The sequence below is a fragment of the Streptomyces sp. NPDC048461 genome (assembly GCF_055587105.1).
Map to the genome: position 1 here is coordinate 149333 of NZ_JBVJGW010000002.1, position 19050 is coordinate 168382.

General features: G+C 74.7%; 15 protein-coding genes. 4 read left to right on the forward strand and 11 right to left on the reverse strand.

What is annotated here, in order from left to right:
• Positions 1–12 precede the first annotated feature (12 nt).
• The 5 genes from ACZ6S8_RS03645 to ACZ6S8_RS03665 all read right to left on the reverse strand — a co-directional run bounded on the left by ACZ6S8_RS03645 (position 13) and on the right by ACZ6S8_RS03665 (position 6769).
• The gene (locus ACZ6S8_RS03645) at positions 13–2151 is read right to left on the reverse strand and encodes a 3-hydroxyacyl-CoA dehydrogenase NAD-binding domain-containing protein (RefSeq protein WP_469452109.1); all 2139 of its coding nucleotides are present in this window, start codon (positions 2149–2151) and stop codon (positions 13–15) included.
• Entirely contained in the window at positions 2148–3374 is a 1227-nt protein-coding gene (locus tag ACZ6S8_RS03650; RefSeq protein ID WP_383919684.1) for a thiolase family protein, read from the reverse strand. The genes ACZ6S8_RS03645 and ACZ6S8_RS03650 overlap by 4 nt, the downstream gene beginning before the upstream one ends.
• Before the next feature lie 247 nt (positions 3375–3621).
• Positions 3622–4944, reverse strand: a complete 1323-nt coding sequence (locus tag ACZ6S8_RS03655; protein WP_469452112.1) for a ribonuclease D — start codon at positions 4942–4944, stop codon at positions 3622–3624.
• A 145-nt stretch (positions 4945–5089) separates the two neighbouring features.
• Positions 5090–5752, reverse strand: a complete 663-nt coding sequence (locus ACZ6S8_RS03660; protein WP_267720058.1) for a response regulator transcription factor — start codon at positions 5750–5752, stop codon at positions 5090–5092.
• 360 nt (positions 5753–6112) lie between these two features.
• Complete coding sequence (locus tag ACZ6S8_RS03665) at positions 6113–6769, reverse strand: DUF3000 domain-containing protein (protein ID WP_469452114.1); 657 nt, start codon at positions 6767–6769, stop codon at positions 6113–6115.
• Between the two features lie 187 nt (positions 6770–6956).
• On the opposite strand from ACZ6S8_RS03665, the gene hemE reads away from it, so the two are divergent.
• Positions 6957–7964: a uroporphyrinogen decarboxylase gene (hemE, locus tag ACZ6S8_RS03670; protein ID WP_469452115.1), complete on the forward strand. Its 1008-nt coding sequence runs from the start codon at positions 6957–6959 to the stop codon at positions 7962–7964.
• Positions 7965–8073: 109 nt separating this feature from the next.
• Here hemE and ACZ6S8_RS03675 read toward each other — a convergent pair whose 3' ends face one another.
• Positions 8074–9456: an FAD-dependent oxidoreductase gene (locus ACZ6S8_RS03675; RefSeq protein ID WP_469452116.1), complete on the reverse strand. Its 1383-nt coding sequence runs from the start codon at positions 9454–9456 to the stop codon at positions 8074–8076.
• A gap of 84 nt (positions 9457–9540) precedes the next feature.
• Positions 9541–10641, reverse strand: a complete 1101-nt coding sequence (locus ACZ6S8_RS03680; protein ID WP_469452118.1) for a DUF4349 domain-containing protein — start codon at positions 10639–10641, stop codon at positions 9541–9543.
• A 154-nt stretch (positions 10642–10795) separates the two neighbouring features.
• Here ACZ6S8_RS03680 and hemG point away from each other — a divergent pair, with 154 nt between their 5' ends.
• Both hemG and hemQ read left to right on the forward strand, forming a co-directional pair.
• Complete coding sequence (gene hemG, locus ACZ6S8_RS03685) at positions 10796–12250, forward strand: protoporphyrinogen oxidase (protein ID WP_469452768.1); 1455 nt, start codon at positions 10796–10798, stop codon at positions 12248–12250.
• A 23-nt stretch (positions 12251–12273) separates the two neighbouring features.
• The gene (gene hemQ, locus ACZ6S8_RS03690; protein WP_383919705.1) at positions 12274–12987 is read left to right on the forward strand and encodes a hydrogen peroxide-dependent heme synthase; all 714 of its coding nucleotides are present in this window, start codon (positions 12274–12276) and stop codon (positions 12985–12987) included.
• 108 nt (positions 12988–13095) lie between these two features.
• Here the strand turns inward: hemQ and ACZ6S8_RS03695 are convergent, their stop codons facing one another.
• The 4 genes from ACZ6S8_RS03695 to ACZ6S8_RS03710 form a co-directional block, all read right to left on the reverse strand.
• A complete protein-coding gene (locus ACZ6S8_RS03695) occupies positions 13096–14745 on the reverse strand; it encodes an alpha/beta fold hydrolase (protein ID WP_469452120.1) in 1650 nt (549 codons plus the stop codon).
• Between the two features lie 147 nt (positions 14746–14892).
• Entirely contained in the window at positions 14893–15936 is a 1044-nt protein-coding gene (locus tag ACZ6S8_RS03700) for a TIGR04222 domain-containing membrane protein (protein ID WP_469452122.1), read from the reverse strand.
• On the reverse strand, positions 15933–17384 hold the full coding sequence (locus ACZ6S8_RS03705; RefSeq protein WP_469452124.1) for an MbnB/TglH/ChrH family RiPP precursor modification enzyme: 1452 nt from the start codon (positions 17382–17384) through the stop codon (positions 15933–15935). Before ACZ6S8_RS03705 ends, ACZ6S8_RS03700 begins: the two co-directional genes overlap by 4 nt.
• Before the next feature lie 119 nt (positions 17385–17503).
• A complete protein-coding gene (locus ACZ6S8_RS03710) occupies positions 17504–18256 on the reverse strand; it encodes an aminoacyl-tRNA hydrolase (RefSeq protein ID WP_469452126.1) in 753 nt (250 codons plus the stop codon).
• A gap of 71 nt (positions 18257–18327) precedes the next feature.
• Between ACZ6S8_RS03710 and ACZ6S8_RS03715 the strand changes: the two genes are divergently transcribed.
• On the forward strand, positions 18328–19002 hold the full coding sequence (locus tag ACZ6S8_RS03715) for an AIM24 family protein (protein ID WP_469452127.1): 675 nt from the start codon (positions 18328–18330) through the stop codon (positions 19000–19002).
• Positions 19003–19050 lie beyond the last annotated feature (48 nt).

The following is a 19050-nucleotide window of genomic DNA, read 5'->3' on the forward strand; positions in this document are numbered from 1 at the left end:
CACCGCAATTCCTCAGACCGGGACGCTCGCCAGACCGGGGGCGAGGAACTTCTTGCCGTTCACGCGCTCCGAGACGCCCTCGCGGTCCAGGTACGGCGTGACGCCGCCCAGGTGGAAGGGCCAGCCGGCGCCCGTGATGAGGCAGAGGTCGATGTCCTGGGCCTCGGCCACGACACCCTCCTCCAGCATCAGGCCGATCTCCTGCGCCACCGCGTCCAGGACGCGGTCGCGGACCTGCTCCTCGGTCAGGACGCTGTCGCCTTGGACCAGGAGGGCGGCGACCTCGGGGTCGAGTTCCGGCTTGAAGCCGTTCTCGGCCGAGTAGACGTAGAAGCCGCGCTTGCCGGCCTCGACGACCCGCTTCAGGTTGGGGGAGACGGTGAAGCGCTCCGGGAAGGAACGGTTCAGGGTCTCGGAGACGTGCAGCCCGATCGCGGGGCCGACGAGCTCCAGCAGCACCAGCGGGGACATCGGCAGGCCGAGCGGCTCGATGGCCTTCTCGGCGGTGGCCACCGGGGTGCCCTCGTCGATGACGTTCTGGATCTCGCCCATGAAGCGGGTGAGGATGCGGTTCACGACGAACGCCGGGGCGTCCTTCGTCAGGACCGCGGTCTTCTTCAGCTTCCGCGCGACACCGAAGGCCGTGGCCAGGGAGGCGTCGTCGGTCTGCTCGCCGCGGACGATCTCCAGCAGCGGGAGGATCGCGACCGGGTTGAAGAAGTGGAAGCCGACCACGCGCTCGGGGTGCTGGAGCTTCGAGGCCATCTCGGAGACCGACAGCGAGGAGGTGTTGGTGGCGAGGACCGCGTGCGCCGGGGCGACCGCCTCGACCTCCGCGAACACCTTCTGCTTGACCGACATCTCCTCGAACACGGCCTCGATGATGAAGTCCGCGTCGGCGAAGCCCTCGGCCTTGTCCAGGACGCCGGTCACCAGGGCGGTCAGGCGGTTGGCCTTGTCCTGGTTGATGCGGCCCTTGCCGAGCAGCTTCTCGATCTCGGCGTGGACGTAGCCCACGCCCTTGTCGACGCGCTCCTGGTCGATGTCGGTGAGGACCACCGGCACCTCCAGGCGGCGCAGGAAGAGCAGCGCCAGCTGCGAGGCCATCAGGCCCGCGCCCACGACGCCGACCTTGGTGACCGGGCGGGCCAGGCTCTTGTCCGGGGCGCCGGCCGGGCGCTTGGCGCGCTTCTGGACCAGGTTGAAGGCGTAGATGCCGGAGCGCAGCTCGCCGCCCATGATGAGGTCCGCGAGCGCGGAGTCCTCGGCGTCGAAGCCCTTCTGCAGGTCGCCGTCCTTGGCCGCCTCGATGATCTCCAGCGCGCGGTAGGCGGCCGGGGCCGCACCGTGCACCTTGGAGTCCGCGATCGCGCGGCCGCGGGCGACGGCCGCGTCCCAGGCCTCGCCGCGGTCGATCTCGGCGCGGACGACCTCGGTGGTGCCCTTCAGGACGCCCGCGGTCCACAGGAGCGACTGCTCCAGGAAGTCCGCGCCCTCGAACAGCGCGTCCGCGATGCCCAGGTCGAGGACCTGCTTGCCGCGCAGCTGCTTGTTCTGGTTCAGCGAGTTCTCGATGATCACCGAGACCGCGCGGTCCGCGCCGATCAGGTTCGGCAGCAGGGCGCAGCCGCCCCAGCCCGGAACCAGGCCGAGGAAGACCTCGGGCAGCGAGAAGGCCGGGATGGCCTTGGAGACGGTGCGGAAGGAGCAGTGCAGACCCACCTCGACACCGCCGCCCATCGCGGCGCCGTTGTAGTAGGCGAAGGTCGGCACGGCCAGCGCGGAGAGGCGCTTGAAGACGTCGTGGCCGCCCTTGCCGATGGCGAGCGCCTCGTCGTGCTTCTTCAGCAGTTCGACGCCCTTGAGGTCGGCGCCGACCGCGAAGATGAACGGCTTCCCGGTGATGCCCGCACCGACGATGGAGCCGGCGGCGGCCTCCTGCTCGACCTGGTCGATCGCCGCGTTCAGGTTGGCGAGGGACTGCGGGCCGAAGGTGGTCGGCTTGGTGTGGTCCAGGCCGTTGTCCAGCGTGACGAGCGCGAAGCGCCCGGCGCCGAGCGGCAGGTCCAGGTGACGGACGTGCGCCTGCGTGACGACCTCGTCCGGGAAGAGCTCGGCCGCGCCCTTCAGGAGCTCGGTGGTGGCGCTCACTTGGCGTCTCCCTCGGTGGTGAAGTGCGGGTTCTCCCAGACGACGGTGGCGCCCATGCCGAAGCCGACGCACATCGTGGTCAGGCCGTAGCGGACGTGCGGCTGCTCCTCGAACTGACGGGCCAGCTGCGTCATCAGGCGGACGCCGGAGGAGGCGAGCGGGTGACCGAAGGCGATGGCGCCGCCGTACTGGTTCACGCGCGCGTCGTCGTCGGCGATGCCGTAGTGCTCCAGGAAGGCCAGGACCTGTACGGCGAAGGCCTCGTTCACCTCGAAGAGGCCGATGTCGTCGATCGTCAGACCGGCCTGCGCGAGGGCCTTCTCGGTGGCCGGGATCGGGCCGTAGCCCATGACCTCCGGCTCGACGCCCGCGAAGGAGTACGAGACGAGGCGCATCTTGACCGGGAGGTTGTTCTCCCGGGCGAAGTCCTCGGACGCGATGATCGCGGCGGTGGCGCCGTCGTTGAGACCGGCGGCGTTGCCCGCGGTGACCCGGCCGTGGGCACGGAACGGGGTCTTCAGGCCGGCCAGGTTCTCCAGCGTGGTGCCCGGGCGCATCGGCTCGTCGGTGGTGACCAGGCCCCAGCCCGTCTCGCCCGCCGCCTCGTTGGTGTTGCGCACCGAGACCGGGACCAGGTCCTGCTGGATCTTGCCGTCGGCGTACGCCTTGGCGGCCTTCTCCTGCGAGCGCACGGCGTACTCGTCGGCGCGGAGCTTGGTGATCGTCGGGTACCGGTCGTGCAGGTTCTCGGCGGTCATGCCCATGAACAGGGCGGACTCGTCGACCAGCTTCTCGGATACGAAGCGCGGGTTCGGGTCCACGCCCTCGCCCATGGGGTGGCGGCCCATGTGCTCGACGCCGCCGGCGAGGGCGACGTCGTACGCGCCGAAGGCCACGCCGCCCGCGACCGCGGTCACGGCGGTGAGCGCACCGGCGCACATGCGGTCGATCGAGTAGCCCGGGACCGACTGCGGGAGGCCCGCGAGGATGCCGGCCGTACGGCCCAGCGTGAGGCCCTGGTCGCCGATCTGCGTGGTCGCGGCGATGGCGACCTCGTCGATCTTCTTGGGGTCCAGGTCCGGGTTGCGGCGCAGCAGCTCCCGGATCGCCTTCACGACGAGGTCGTCGGCGCGGGTCTCGTGGTAGATGCCCTTCGGGCCCGCCTTGCCGAACGGGGTGCGGACGCCGTCGACGAAGACGACGTCCCTGACGGTACGAGGCACGTTGGCTCTCCTCCAGGTGCGGGGTTGCACTGCTGCGCGGGAACGCGCTCGGCGGGTGCCGCTGAGCGCGCGCTCACCTCGCCCATGCTACTTGCGGGTAACTCATGTGGACACCCCCTCCGGGAGGAGCGGCGAAGGTCACACTCGGACGGCCCCGGAACGGACGGAGCCCCCGGCCGGTGGGCCGGGGGCTCTGCCCGTGCGGAACGGTGCGGATCGGTGCTGATCGGTGCCGACGTGGCGGGGATCAGTCCGGGGTGCCGGGCTGGTCGGCCGGCTCGGGGGCCGGCGGGGCCGTCGCGGCGAGGGCCGTGACGAGCGCCGGGGTCACCTGTCCGATCTGCCAGGGGCGGGCGCCGTGGCCCGCGAGGGCCTCCGCGACCGCGGCCGGGTCGAGCCGCGCCGGAGGCTCCCAGCACAGCCGGCGGACCGTGTCCGGGGCGATCAGGTTCTCCTGGGGCAGGTTCAGCCCCTCCGCGATCGCCGAGACGGCGGTGCGGGCCGCCGACAGGCGGGCCGCGGCCTCCGGGTCCTTGTCCGCCCAGGAGCGCGGCGGCGGCGGACCGGCCGGGCTGGCGCCCGGCTGCGGCAGCTCGTTCTCGGGCAGGCCCTTCGCCCGGTCCACGGCGGCCATCCACTGGTCCAGCTGGCGCCGCCCCATCCGCTGCCCGAACCCGGGGAGCGCCGACAGCGCCTGTACGTTCGCCGGAAGGCCGAGCGCGGCCTCGACGATCGCCCCGTCGCTCAGCACCTTGCCCGGGGAGACGTCACGGCGCTGCGCGATCCGGTCCCGGGACTCCCACAGCTCCCGTACGACCGCCATCTGCCGGCGCCGGCGCACCTTGTGCATGCCGGACGTGCGGCGCCACGGGTCCTTGCGGGGAGGCGCGGGCGGGGCCGCGGCGATCGCGTCGAACTCCTGGCGGGCCCATTCCAGCTTGCCCTGCCGGTCGAGCTCCTTCTCCAGCGCGTCCCGGAGGTCCACCAGCAGCTCGACGTCCAGCGCGGCGTAGCGCAGCCACGGCTCCGGGAGCGGGCGGGTGGACCAGTCGACGGCGGAGTGGCCCTTCTCCAGCGCGTAGCCGAGCACGCCCTCGACCATCGCGCCGAGACCGACGCGGGGGAAGCCCGCGAGGCGGCCGGCCAGCTCGGTGTCGAACAGGGAGGTGGGCACCATGCCTATTTCCCGCAGGCACGGCAGGTCCTGGGTGGCCGCGTGCAGGATCCACTCGGTGCCGGACAGGGCCTCGCCGAGGGCGGACAGGTCGGGGCAGCCGACCGGGTCGATCAGCGCGGACCCGGCTCCCTCGCGGCGCAGCTGCACCAGGTAGGCGCGCTGCCCGTAGCGGTAGCCGGAGGCGCGCTCGGCGTCCACGGCCACGGGGCCGGTGCCCGCGGCGAAGGCCGCGACCACACGGGCGAGGGACTCCGCGTCGGCGACGACCGGCGGGATTCCCTCGCGGGGTTCGAGCAGGGGGATCGGCGGCCCGTCGGACGGAGCTCGTTCGTCCGGGGGGCCGCCCCCGGTGGTGGTGCGCACGTCTGCTGCGGTCTCTTGGGCGTCGGTCACCGGTCAAGGGTATCCGTGGATGTGACGCACCCGTCGCCGGAACGTTCCGGCGACGGGTGCGGGGGTGGGGGCGGACGGCTCCCCGGGTTCCCCCGGGGGCACCCCCAGCCACCGCTGGAGTTCGCCCGGGAGCCTCGGGGCGGGATCAGTGGATGATTCCGGTCCGCAGGGCGACGGCGACCATCCCGGCCCGGTCGCCGGTGCCCAGCTTGCGGGCGATCCGGGCGAGGTGGGACTTGACGGTCAGGGCGGACAGGCCCATCGATACGCCGATGGCCTTGTTGGACTGGCCCTCCGCGACGAGGCGCAGGACCTCGACCTCGCGGCCGGAGAGCTCTCGGTAGCCGCCCGGGTGGCTCGGGGCACCCGGGGGGCGGCGGTGCATGCGGGCGGCGGCAGCGCCGATGGGGGCGGCGCCGGGCCGGGTGGGGAGCCCGATGTTGGTCCGGGTACCGGTGACGACGTAGCCCTTCACTCCGCCCGCGAGGGCGTTGCGGACGGCGCCGATGTCGTCGGCGGCGGACAGGGCCAGGCCGTTGGGCCAGCCGGCGGCGCGGGTCTCGGAGAGCAGGGTGAGACCGGAACCGTCGGGCAGGTGGACGTCGGCCACGCAGATGTCGCGCGGGCTGGCGACGCGGGGACGGGCCTCCGCGATGGACGAAGCCTCGATCACGTCGCGAACTCCGAGGGCCCACAGATGGCGGGTCACGGTGGAACGCACGCGCGGGTCGGCCACGACGACCATGGCCGTCGGCTTGTTCGGGCGGTAGGCGACCAGGCTTGCGGGCTGCTCGAGAAGAACGGACACCTAGGCCTCCTGGGGGGAGTGGCGGGACGGCCGGCTGGGGGAAGGAAGCCGGTGCGAACCGTGCGGATGGTCACTGACTCCTTCGGCACGTCACCCGCCCGGCTTTAGGGAATGATCACGATTTGGTGAGTAACAATTCGGGCAATTCGGACGCACGATCGATCATCGGGTGATCAGAAGCCCACAACGGAGGCCCGGTTCTGACACTCGGTTCCGGGGTTCGACCGGCCGTACGAGGCCGCGTCCGGTCCCGGCCGCCGTGCGCGGGCGCCGCGCCGGTCCGGACCGGGGCCGGGTACGGTCCGCGCGCGGCCTCCCGCGCACCGCCGTACGGCCCCGCCCTGATCCGAAAGACACGGCCTACGGGTGGTGCGGACCGCGCCGCTGTGGCAGGGAGACCACGCCGGTGGCCGTGTCCGTCGGGCCCACCGGGGGCAGCCCCGCGATCTGGCACAGCAGCTCGCACCACGCCGACAGGTGGGCCGAGGTGTCCGGCACCCCGCCCACCCCCTCGCGGGGCGTCCACGAGGCCCGGATCTCGATCTGGGTCGCCGGCCGCCGCTCCGCGAGCCCGCCGAAGTAGTGCGAGCTCGCCATGGTGACGGTGCCGCTCGGCTCCCCGTACGTCAGCCCGCGCGCGTCGAGCGCCCCGGTCAGCCAGGACCAGCACACCTCGGGGAGGAGCGGGTCGGCGGCCATCTCCGGCTCCAGCTCGGCCCGCACCAGCGTCACCAGGCGGAACGTTCCGTGCCAGGCCTCGTGCCCGGAGGGGTCGTGGAGCAGGATGAGCCGGCCGTCGGCCAGGTCGTCCTCGCCGTCGACGACCGCCGCCTCCAGCGCGTAGGCGTGCGGAGCCAGTCTCTGGGGCGGTTTCGTGGGGTCGATCTCGATCCCCGGGCGCAGCCGCGCCTTCTTCAAGCCGTCGACCGCCCGCCGGAACGGGAGCGGGACGGAGCTCTCCTTCGCGCTGTCCGTACCGTCAGCGCCATCTGAAAATCGTCCCTGAGCCGCAGCCATGCGGGGAAGACTAGGCGGAACGAGCGCCCGTACGGCGCAGGGACACCCGCACCGGGCCGGGCACTTCTTCATACGTGCGAGGATTCGGGGCGTGAGTGCCAACGACCTTCCCCTCGCTCGAGGCTCCGCCCGAGCTGGGGAGACCCCGTCCACGGGCCAGCCGAGTCAGACGTACGATTCCGCCTTCATGAAGGCGTGCCGGCGGGAGCCGGTGCCCCACACCCCGGTGTGGTTCATGCGGCAGGCGGGGCGCTCACTGCCGGAGTACCGCAAGCTGCGCGAGGGCACCCAGATGCTCGAGTCCTGCATGCGGCCGGACATGGTCACCGAGATCACGCTGCAGCCGGTGCGCCGCCACGATGTGGACGCGGCCATCTTCTTCTCCGACATCGTGGTCCCGCTGAAGGCCATCGGCATCGACCTGGACATCAAGCCGGGCGTCGGCCCGGTCGTCGCCCGGCCGATCCGCCGCCGCGAGGACCTCGCACAGCTGCGCGACCTCACCCCGGAGGACGTCGCGTACGTCACCGAGGCGATCGGCATGCTCACGGGTGAACTGGGCTCCACGCCGTTGATCGGTTTCGCGGGTGCGCCGTTCACCCTCGCGAGCTACCTCGTGGAGGGCGGCCCGTCCCGCAACCACGAGCACACCAAGGCCCTCATGTACGGGGACCCGCAGCTGTGGGCGGACCTGCTGGACCGCCTCGCCGAGATCACCTCGGCCTTCCTGAAGGTCCAGATCGAGGCGGGCGTCTCCGCCGTCCAGCTCTTCGACTCCTGGGTCGGCGCGCTGGCCCCGGCCGACTACCGCCGCTCGGTGATGCCCGCCTCGGCGAAGGTCTTCGAGTCCGTCGCGTCGTACGGCGTCCCGCGCATCCACTTCGGCGTGGGCACCGGCGAGCTGCTGGGCCTGATGGGCGAGGCCGGCGCGGACGTCATGGGCGTCGACTGGCGCATCCCGATGGACGAGGCCGTCCGCCGGGTCGGCCCCGGCAAGGCGCTCCAGGGCAACCTGGACCCCGCCGTGCTCTTCTCCACCCCGGAAGCGGTCGAGGCCAAGACGGACGAGGTCCTCGCGGCGGCCGCCGGGCTGGAGGGCCACATCTTCAACCTCGGGCACGGCGTCCTCCCGACGACCGACCCGGAGGCCCTGACGCGCCTGGTGGACTACGTCCACACCAAGACCGCCCGCTGAGCCGGACGGCACCGACACGACCGGGACGCCGGTACCGCGCCGTGCACGCCACGGCGCGGTACCGGCGTCCCGCACGTCCGGCCGCCGGCCGGACCGGCGGCGGAGGCCGCTACACGCCGGCGGCGCGCACCGCCGAGACCGCCTTGCGGGCCGCCACCAGCACCGGGTCCCAGACCGGGGAGAACGGCGGGGCGTAGCCCAGGTCCAGCGAGACCATCTGGTCCACCGTCATGCCCGCCGTGAGGGCGACCGCCGCGACGTCCACGCGCTTGGCCGCGCCCGCGCCGCCGACGATCTGCACGCCGAGGAGCCGGCCCGTGCGGCGCTCCGCCAGCATCTTCACCGTCATCTCCGTCGCGCCCGGGTAGTACCCCGCCGTGTTGGTGGAGGTGATCGTCGCGGTGACGAAGCGCAGCCCCACGTCCAGGGCGTCCTTCTCGCGCAGCCCCGTCCGGGCGATCTCCAGGTCGCAGACCTTGCTCACCGCGGTGCCCACCACCCCGGGGAACGTGGCGTAGCCGCCGCCGATGCCCGAGCCGATGACCTGGCCGTGCTTGTTGGCGTGCGTGCCCAGCGGAATGTGCCGGGTACGGCCCGAGACCAGGTCCAGGACCTCCACGCAGTCCCCGCCCGACCAGATGTTCCCGTGACCCCGGACCCGCATCGACAGGTCCGTGAGCAGGCCGCCCGACAGGCCGAGCGGCAGTCCGGCCGCGCGCGCGAGAGCCGTGCGGGGCTCCACGCCGATGCCGAGCACGACCACGTCCGCCGGGTACTCGTCGCCCGCCGCCGTCGCCACCGCCCGGACCCGGCCCTCGTCGTCGGTCAGGATCTTCGTCACCTCGGCCCGGGAGACCGTCACGATGCCCATGCCGTTCATCGCACGGTGCACCAGGCCGCCCATGTCCGGGTCCAGGGTGGCCATCGGCTGCTCGCCGCGGTGCAGGACGGTGACCTCGAACCCGCGGTCGACCAGCGCCTCCGCCATCTCCACGCCGATGTAGCCCGCGCCGACGACGACCGCGCGCCGGCCCTGCGCGCGCTCCAGGCTCGTCATGAGCCGCCGGCCGTCGTCCAGGCTCTGGACGCCGTGCACCCCGTGGGCGCCGATCCCGGGCAGCCGGGGCCGGACCGGGCGGGCGCCGGTGGCCAGGACGAGCTGGTCGTACCCGGTCCAGGACTCGGACCCCGATTCCAGATCGCGGGACCGGACCCGCTGCCCGGCCAGGTCCAGCTCCACGACCTCGGTGCGGGTGCGCACGTCGATGCCGCGGGCCCGGTGCTCCTCGGGCGTACGGGCGACCAGGTCGTCCGGCCCCGCGACCCGGCCGCCGATCCAGTACGGGATCCCGCACGCGGAGTACGAGGTGAAGTGCCCGCGCTCGAAGGCGGTGATCTCCAGCTCCGCCGGGCCCTTGAGCCGCCGCGCCTGCGACGCCGCGGACATCCCCGCCGCGTCGCCGCCGACCACCACCAGTCGTTCCGCCGCCATCGCCCGTACCGTCCTTCCGTCACCGTCACGTCGTCCGGGGGAACACGCTACGGGCGGGGGCGTGTTCCCCCGCACCGGCCTGCCTCAGGCCGGCCCGTCCGCCCCGGCCGCGGCGCTCCCGGTGGGGGAGCCGTCGGGGGACGGAGCCCCCGCGCGGGACGGAGCGGAGTCGGGGGCGCCGGCCGGCGGCGCGGGCGGGCCCCAGTGCGCGGGGGCACCCTGCGCGGGGACCCGCCCGGCGGCGGCCGCCGGGCGCGGCTTCGCGGGCCGCAGCCTGCGGTAGACCCGGAACGCCAGTGCGAGGAGCGCCGCCGCGATCGCGAACGGCAGCACCGCGCCGACCGCGAGGACGAGGTAGCGCACCAGGGTGGCGAAGACGTCCCAGCCGCCGCGCAGCGCGTCGGCGAAGCCCGCCTCCTCTTCCTTCTTCTTCTCCGCGGCCTTCGGGGCCGGTTCGGACACCGAGAGGGTGATCGTGCCCAGCGCGGTCCGGTCCTTCAGCGCGCCCTGCTGGGCCAGCAGCGACTCCAGGTCGGACTGGCGCCGGCTCAACTCGCCCTCCAGCATGACCACGTCGCTCAGCGCCGAGGCCCGGTCCATCATCTCGCGCACCCGGACCACGCTGGCCTGCTGCGACTTGACCCGGCTGTCGACGTCGGCGACCTTCTCGCCCACGTCCTGCGTCTCGACCTTGCGGTTGAGCAGCTTCCCGCCGCCCTCCAGCGAGCCGATCACGGCGTCGAAGCGCTCGCCCGGCACCCGCAGCGTCAGCTTCGAGGTGACCAGGCCGTCCTTGCCTCGCCCCGTGGACTCGTCGCCCACGTAACCGCCCGCCCGTTCCGCCTCGGTGCGGGCCGCCGCGAGGGCCTTCTGCGGCTCCGCCGTCTCGACGGCCAGCGTCGCCGTGCGGATCACGTGGGCGCGGACCGGGGCGGGCTGCGGCTGGGCCTTGGCGTCCGCCGCCGGGGGCGCGGCGGTCCCGGCGCCCGGCTTGGCCGCGTCCGCCCCGCCCTCCCGCGCCGCGCCGTCCTGCGGACCGGCCGCCGGGGCCCGGTCGGCGGAGGCCGGGCGCGCGGCGGACTCGTCCTCGGCGGAACCGGCCCCGCAGCCGGTGAGCGCGAGCGCCCCGGCCAGGGAGAGGGCGGCCAGAGCGGCCGCGGAGCGGTGTCTGCGCACGGAATGCATGATGGTGAACCCCCGGAGATCGGCTGGTGTTGCCGGTTCGACGTCCCGGGGCCCGGTGCGGGTTTCACTTCCGCGGTCCCGGCCCGGTCCCGATGCGGTCACGGTCCGGCGTCGGTGATCGGTCTGAGACGATGTGTCCATGCACGAAGCGGACATGCGTACGGACCGGGCGGACGTCCCCGGGGCCCCGGCCGGCTCCCGGGGCCACGTCGTCGTGGTCGGCGGCGGCATCGCCGGACTCGCCGCGGCCCACCGGCTGCTGGCCGACGGCGTCCGCGTCACCCTGGTGGAGGCCGGACCGCGGCTCGGCGGCAAGCTGCGCGCCGGCGAGCTCGCCGGCCTGCCCGTCGACCTCGGTGCCGAGTCCGTGCTCGCCCGCCGTCCCGAAGCCCTCGAACTGGCCCGCGCCGTCGGCCTCGGCGAGGCCCTGCAGGCGCCCGCCACCGCCACCGCCCACCTGTGGACCCGCGGCGAACTGCGGCCGATGCCGCGCGGGCACGTCATGGGCGTCCCCGGCGACCTCGGCCCGCTGGCCGCGTCCGGGGTGCTCTCCCCGGAGGGCCTGGCCCGGATCGGGGCCGAGCGCGAGCAGCCCCCCACCGAGATCGGCGAGGACGTGGCCGTCGGCGCGTACGTCGCCGCCCGGCTCGGCCGCGAGGTCGTCGACCGGCTCGTGGAACCCCTGCTCGGCGGGGTCTACGCGGGCGACGCCTACCGCATCTCCATGCGCGCGGCCGTCCCCCAGCTCTTCGAGGCCGCCCGCACGCACGCGCTGCTGGGCGACGGCGTACGGGAACTGCAGCGCCGGGCGGCGGAGCAGCCCCAGGCGTCCGGTCCCGTCTTCGCCGGCATCGACGGCGGCATCGGCCGGCTCCCGCTCGCCGTCGCCGACGCCTGCCGCGCGGCCGGCGCGCGGATCCTCCTCGACACCCCCGTCCGCGAGGTGACCCGTACCGCCGGAGGCTGGCGGGTGGTGGCCGGAGCGGAGGCCGTCGAGGCCGACGGCGTGATCCTGGCCACCCCGGCCGGAGCCGCCGCACGCCTGCTCGACCCCACCGTCCCGGTGGCGGCCGCCGAGCTGAGGTCCGTCGAGTACGCCTCGATGGCCCTGGTCACGATGGCCTTCCGCCGCTCGGACCTGCCGGTCTCCGTGACCGGCGGCGGCGCCAGCGGCTTCCTGGTCCCGCCCGTGGACGGCCGCACCATCAAGGCCTCCACCTTCTCCAGCAACAAGTGGGCCTGGGCCGGGACCGACCCCGAACTCTTCCTGCTGCGCACCTCCGTGGGCCGCCACGGCGACGAGGCGGACCTGTCCCGCGACGACGCGGACCTCGTCGGCGTCTCCCTCGCCGACCTCGGCGCGGCCGTCGGCCTCGCGGCCCGCCCGGTCGCCTCCACCGTCACCCGCTGGGACGGGGGCCTGCCCCAGTACCCCGTGGGCCACCTCGCCCGCGTCGCCCGGATCCGCGACGCCGTCGCGGCGCTGCCGGGCCTCGCGGTGTGCGGGGCGCTCTACGACGGGGTGGGCATTCCGGCGTGCGTCGCCAGTGCGCACAGGGCCGCCGACGCGGTGACCGCCGTGATCGGCACCCCTGGCACCGACCACTGATCAGCACACGGGACAATGGACGCATGACTGCACCAGAGAAGATTCCCAACGCGGGGAAGAAGGCGAAGGACCTCAACGAGGTCATTCGCTACACCCTGTGGTCCGTCTTCAAGCTGAAGGACGTACTCCCGGAGGACCGCGCCGGCTACGCCGACGAGGTCCAGGATCTCTTCGACCAGCTGGGCGCCAAGGACATCACCGTCCGCGGCACCTACGACGTGTCCGGCCTGCGCGCCGACGCCGACGTCATGATCTGGTGGCACGCCGAGACGGCGGACGAACTGCAGGGCGCCTACAACCTGTTCCGCCGCACCAAGCTGGGCCGCGCGCTGGAGCCGGTGTGGTCGAACATGGCCCTGCACCGCCCGGCCGAGTTCAACAAGTCGCACATCCCGGCCTTCCTGGCCGACGAGAACGCGCGCGACTACGTCAGCGTCTACCCCTTCGTGCGCAGCTACGACTGGTACCTGCTGCCCGACGAGGACCGCCGCCGCATGCTCGCCGACCACGGCAAGATGGCCCGCGGCTACCCCGACGTGCGCGCCAACACCGTCGCCTCCTTCTCGCTCGGCGACTACGAGTGGATGCTGGCCTTCGAGGCCGACGAGCTGTACCGCATCGTCGACCTGATGCGTCACCTGCGCGCCTCCGAGGCCCGCATGCACGTCCGTGAAGAGGTGCCCTTCTACACCGGGCGCCGCAAGTCCGTGGCCGATCTGGTCGCCGGACTCGCCTGATACCTCCCCTGGGGGGAAGGACCGGCGTGCGCCCCTGACTGAGGCGCTGCCGGTGGATCGGGAGGCACAGCCCCCGAATCGACGCAGCCGGAGACCCCGCCCGGAAGTTCAGACGGCAGGCGGCAGCAGTGCCCCGGCACTCGCTGCCCGGCCGTCCAGCGACACCGGTGCGGGCTCCGGATGCGGTCCGCACGTGACACGCCATCCCGAGGTGTCACCTGTCAGCAGGTACCGCTCGACGTGGCGGTCCACGCAGTCGTTGCGTCCGCCCACCACCCCGTGGTGGCCCGAGCCCAGCTCCGTGACCAGCGCCGCCCCGGCGCCGAGGCGCCGCTGGAGCTCCAGCGCCCCCCGGTGGGGAGTGGCCCCGTCCCGCTCCGCGGCGACGACGAGCGTGCGCGGCAGCCCCGGGTGCGGGGCCCCCACGGCGAGGGGCCGCTGCCGGTCCCGTACGGGCCAGGAGGCGCACGGCAGGTTCAGGAAGGCGTTGGCCCAGGTCTCGAACGGGGCCGTGCGCGCCAGCTCGGTGTTGTCGCGGTCCCAGGTCGCCCAGTCCGCCGGCCACGGCGCGTCGTTGCAGAGCACCGCCGTGTAGACGGCCGTCGCGTTCTCCGCCGCCGCCGCGCCCGCTTCCGAGGCGTCCGGGGCGGCCTGCGCGGTCAGCGGGCCGGGATCGCCCCGCAGGAAGGCCGACAGGGCCGCGGCGCGGTCGGGCCACACGTCGTCGTCGTACGCGGCCCGCAGGTACGCGGCCTGGAGCTCGCCGGTGCCGACGACGCCGCCCGCGGGCGTGCGGGCCACCGCGGCGCGGACGCGCTCGTAGCTCGCCCGGACGGCTTGCGGGGTGCCGCCGAGGCCGTACACGTCGTGGTGGCGGGCCGCCCAGGCGCGGAAGTCGAACCAGCGGCGCTCGAAGGCCGCCGCCTGGCCGAGGTTGTTGCGGTACCAGACGCGGGCCGGGTCCGGGTCGACGGCCGAGTCGAAGACCATGCGGCGGACGTGCCCCGGGTAGCGGGTGGCGTAGACGGCCCCGAGGTAGGTGCCGTACGAGGACCCCAGAAACGTCAGCTTCGGCTCGCCGAGCGCGGCGCGCAGCACGTGCAGGTCCCGGACGTTGTTCGCGGTCGTGTAGTGCGCGAGGGCCGCTCCCGCCCGCTCGCCGCAGCCCCGCGCGTACGCCCGCGCTGCGGCGAGCCGCTCCGCCTTGTACGCGGCGGAGGGCCGGACGGGAACCTGGGTGGGGACCCCGGCCCGTTCGGCGGGGTCCCGGCAGGACAGCGGGGCGGAGCGGCCGACGCCGCGCGGGGCGTAGCCGACGAGGTCGTACGCGGCGGCGATCCGCCGCCACTGCGGCAGCCCTGCGACGAGCGGGAAGTACATGCCGGAGCCGCCCGGCCCGCCGGGGTTGTGCACGAGGGCGCCCTGCCGGGCGGCGCCGCCGGCGCGGGTGGCGGGGACCCGGCTGACGGTGAGGGAGATCTGCGGGCCGTCGGGGCGGGCGTAGTCGAGCGGGACCCGCAGGACGGCGCACCCGACGGGGCCGGGCAGCTCCTCGGCGGCGGGACAGGGCCGGAACACGAGGCCCGCCGCGGCCCCGGCGGCACGGCGGGCCGCCAGATCGGCCCCGCGGTCCTCCGTCGCCCGCCCGCCGGGCGCGGCCGCCGCGGGGCGGGAGGCGGAGGCGTCGGCGGGCGGGGCGCACAGGAGGAGGGCGAGCGCCGCCGCGACGATCCCCGGGGAAGCGGGCGTCGTCCGCATGGCGGCCCCTTCGCATAGTCCGATGGGCCGATCAGATGCCCGGAGCGCACTCCTGTAAAGCATCGGCGCCGGGTGTCGGGCTCCGTGGCCCCGTTGCCGCGCGATCCGCCCCCGGTTGCCGTACCGGCGGGCCGTCGTGACGGGCGGTCAGGAACTGCTGGAGCAGCTGGAGCCGGACGAACTGCTGCAACTGGACCCGGAGCTGCTCGAACAGCTGGAACCGCTGCTCCCGCAACTGCTGCCGCTCCCGCCACCGCCCGAGGAGCCGCAGCCGGAGCCCGAGGCGCAGCCGGCGCCGCCCCCGGAGCAGCCGCCCGAACCGCCGCCGCCCGAGCCCCCGTCGCTCCCGGCGCACCAGAGCACCGGCAGGACGTCGGCCGACGACCCGTGGTCGTGGGACGCGTGGCGCACGGGGCGGCCGCGGGCCTGGGCGGCCGCGAGCCGGGTGCTGCGCGCCGCCGGCACCAGCTGCTGCCGCAGGAACGGGTCCCGCAGCCCGCGCAGCCCGAACAGCGCGGTCTGCACGTACGGGTTCGGGTCGTTCGCGTACGAGCCGCGCAGCTCGCGCAGCGCCCGGGTGCCCGCCGGAGTCAGCCGGTTCCGGGCCCGGGCGGAGGCGATCCGGGCCGCGACGATCCCGCCGATCAGCGCCGGCACCACCTTCACGGCGAACGGCACCGCCGGGCCGGACTCCAGGACGTACGCGAGGAAGGTCAGCGGCAGCGACACCGGGATCAGCACCGCGCACACCACGGTCTGGACCAGCGCCCAGCGCTGCCAGGTCCGCCCGGCGCCGGGCGGGGACAGCAGCCCGCGGGCGGCCAGCGCGTCGCCGGTCTCCTGCACGGCGGGGTCGAGCATGGCGGCGTACCGGACCTGGTAGAGCCACCCCGAAGGGGCCCCCTGGTGGGCCCGGAGCACGGCGCGCTCGGCGATGTCGCCGGCCCGCGCCCCCGGCCGTACGTGGACGATGCCCGGGCCGCCGACGACCAGCCGGCCGTCCCCGAGCAGGGAGACGAACGCGGTGTCCACCACGCCGCCGGGCCCGCCGGACAGGAACGCGGCCTCGGACAGGTCGTGGAGGCCGGCGGCCGGCCCGGCCGCCGGGGGCCGGGAGCGGCGCAGGCCGCGGAAGAGCAGGACGCTGGAGGCGGCGACGCACAGCCAGACGGCCAGGGCGAGGAGGTTCATGCCGCTCTCCCCACCAGGGCGCGGACCCAGCGCACGATGCGGCGGGTCGGCCGCGCTCCGGCCCGGTCCTGCCACCAGGCGGTCAGCCGGCGCCGGGCGGCCGGGTCGGCGGGCAGGTCCCGGATGAGGAGGTGCTCGGCGAAGTCCAGCGCGTCCCGGCGGTACCCGCCGGTCATGGGACGGCCCTTGGCGTAGGCGGAGAACGCCTCGCGGTAGGGTCCGTCGCCGCCGAGGACCGCGGGGAGTTCGGGGGCCAGCTTGGCCACCACCCCGGCCCGCTTGGCGATCAGGGCGCGGGCCTGCACGTGGACGCGCCGCCGGTCGAACCCCTCGGGGACCGGCGTCGCGGCCACCAGCGCCGACAGCAGGGCCGCCTGCCGGAGCCCGACGCGCGTCCGGGCGGCCTCGCCGCCCGGGGCGGTCGCGGAGCCCGGCTCCGCGGCGCGGCCGGCGGCCGGCGCCGCCTCCGGCGCGCTCGGAACCGGCGCCGGAACCGGCACCGGCAGCGCGGCCGGCGCCGCCGCCCGGGACGTGGCCGCAGCCGCAGGTGCCGCGGTGGCCGACGCCGCCGTCAGCGCGGGGGCTCCCGCCGCCGCGGGGACGCGTACGCGCGCCGGGGCGGCGTCCCGGCCGGCGGCCGTCAGCACCGTGCGGATCGCGGTCAGTTCCCCGGCGAGCTCCGCCTCCGGCGGGAAGTCGTCGTCCCGCTCCAGCAGGACGCCGGGCGGGTCCACCCGGGACCGCAGTCCGGCGAGCAGGTCCAGCACCACCGGCGGCACCGGGTGCGCGTGCGTGTCGTGCCAGACACCGGCCCGCTCCACCCCGCCCGCCACGTGCACGTACGCCAGCGCCTCCAGCGGGATCGCGTCCAGCACGGCCGCCGGGTCCTCGCCCCGGTTGACCCGGTTGGTGTGCAGGTTGGCCACGTCGATGAGCAGCCGGACACCGGTCCGGGCGACCAGCTCCGACAGGAACGCGCCCTCCGTCATCTCCTCGTCCGGCCAGGAGACGAGCGCGGCGATGTTCTCCAGCGCCAGCGGCACGGGCAGCGCGTCCTGGGCGATCCGTACGTTCGCGCACAGCACGTCCAGCGCGTCCCGCGTGCGCGGCACCGGCAGCAGGTGGCCGGCCTCCAGCGCGGGCGAGGAGGTGCGGACGAACGCGATGTGCTCGGTGACCAGCGGCGCCCCCAGCGCCACCGCCCGCTCGGCGAGCGCCGCGAGCTTCTCCGGGTCGGGGCGGTCCGCGCCGCCCAGCCCCAGGGAGACGCCGTGCGGTACGACGCGCACGCCGCGTTCGCGCAGCCGGAGCAGCGCGGCCGGGAGGTGGCCCGGGCAGATGTTCTCGGCCACCACCTCGACCCAGTCCAGTGCGGGCAGCCGCTCGACGGCGTCCGAGATCTCCGGCCGCCAGCCGATGCCCACCCCCAGGTGTGCCATGGGCTCCATGTCCCCCGCCCCCTTTCGTCGGACCCTGTGCCGGTGTCATCGCCCCGGCGGGGTCACGCCAATCGCACTGGGGGACGTTCAGAGCAACATTTGAGGTTCCGCGCGACCGCGGAGCGGGCTCAGAGCCGGGCCCGCAGCGCCGGATGGTCCGCGACCACCGTGCACGAGCCGGGCGCGATCTCCGTGAAGCCGGCGTCCCGGACCACCGGCAGCCCGCTCCCGCTCAGCTCCGCCCACCGCTCGCGCGGCGCGGTGCGTACGGCCAGCCGGAAACCGGACTCCCGCCAGGCGGCCCGCTCCGGCGCGGTCAGCTCCCACCAGGCGAGCTGCGCCGCGTGCCCGGCCTGCGCCATGGCCTTGCCGGCCGACATGTCCAGGCCGGGGTTGAGCCACAGCACGGGCAGGTCCGCTCCGGCGGGTGCCCCGACGGGACCCGGGTCGTCCAGGTCGGTGCCCGAGACCTGGAGCTTGGCCAGCTCCTTGGGCCAGCCGTCGAGGGGCACCGGAGGGAAGACCCGCACCTCCGCGGCGTCGCCGTGCACGGTGATGCCCGGAAGCGTCCCGGCCTTGCGCCACTCCGCGCCGCGCGCCCGCCGGACCACCTTGCGGATGCGGGCGTCCTGCCAGTCGCGGACCGCTTCGGCCCACTCGCCCCCGCCGTGCGCCCGCTCGTCGGTCAGCAGGACGAGGACCGCGCGGGCCGCGGTCTCCAGGGCGTCCGTGCGGGCGGGCGGCTCGGCCTTCTCGATCCGCACGACCAGCGGCAGCACGAACTGCGGGGCCTCGTCGCGGACGGCGTGCTCCTGGCGGAAGGGACTGTCCGACCCGACGGCGGGTACGTCCGTGGTGTCGTGCGCGGGCTGGCTGCTCATCCGGCCAAGGATGCCAGCCTCCGTCTTCAGGATGACGCCCAGGGGGCTCGCTCCGGGCGAGGATCGAAGCCATGAAGAGTGACCTGTTCGCATCCGAGAACCTGGCCCGGCCCGCGACCGCCCCGGGCATGACCCTGCAGAACGCCAAGTCGGTGAAGTACGCCGTCGACGGCGAGATGCTCGCGCGCCAGGGCTCGATGGTGGCCTTCCGGGGCGGTCTCCAGTTCGAGCGCAAGGGACAGGGCATCGGCGGCATGCTCAAGCGCGCCGTCACCGGTGAGGGCCTCGCGCTGATGACGGTGCGCGGGCAGGGCGAGGCCTGGTTCGCCCACCAGGGCGGCAACTGTTTCATCGTCGACTTCGAGCCGGGCGACGCCCTGACCGTCAACGGCCGCAACGTGCTGTGCTTCGACCCGACCCTGTCCTACGAGATCAAGATGGTGAAGGGCGCCGGCATGGCCGGCGGCGGCCTCTTCAACAGCCTCTTCACCGGTACCGGCAAGCTCGCCGTCGTCTGCGACGGCGCCCCGATCGTCATACCGGTGACCGCGCAGAGCCCGGTCTACGTGGACACCGACGCGGTCGTCGGCTGGAGCGCCGGGCTGGAGACCGGCCTGCACCGCTCCCAGTCGGCCGGCTCGATGATCCGCGGCGGCTCCGGCGAGGCCGTCCAGCTGATGCTGCGGGGCGAGGGCTTCGTCATGGTCCGCCCGAGCGAGGTCACCGAGCGGACCGGGGCGCACTGACGCCCGGAGGCCGGAGGCCGGGGAGCGTGCCCCGTGGGAGGGTGGAAG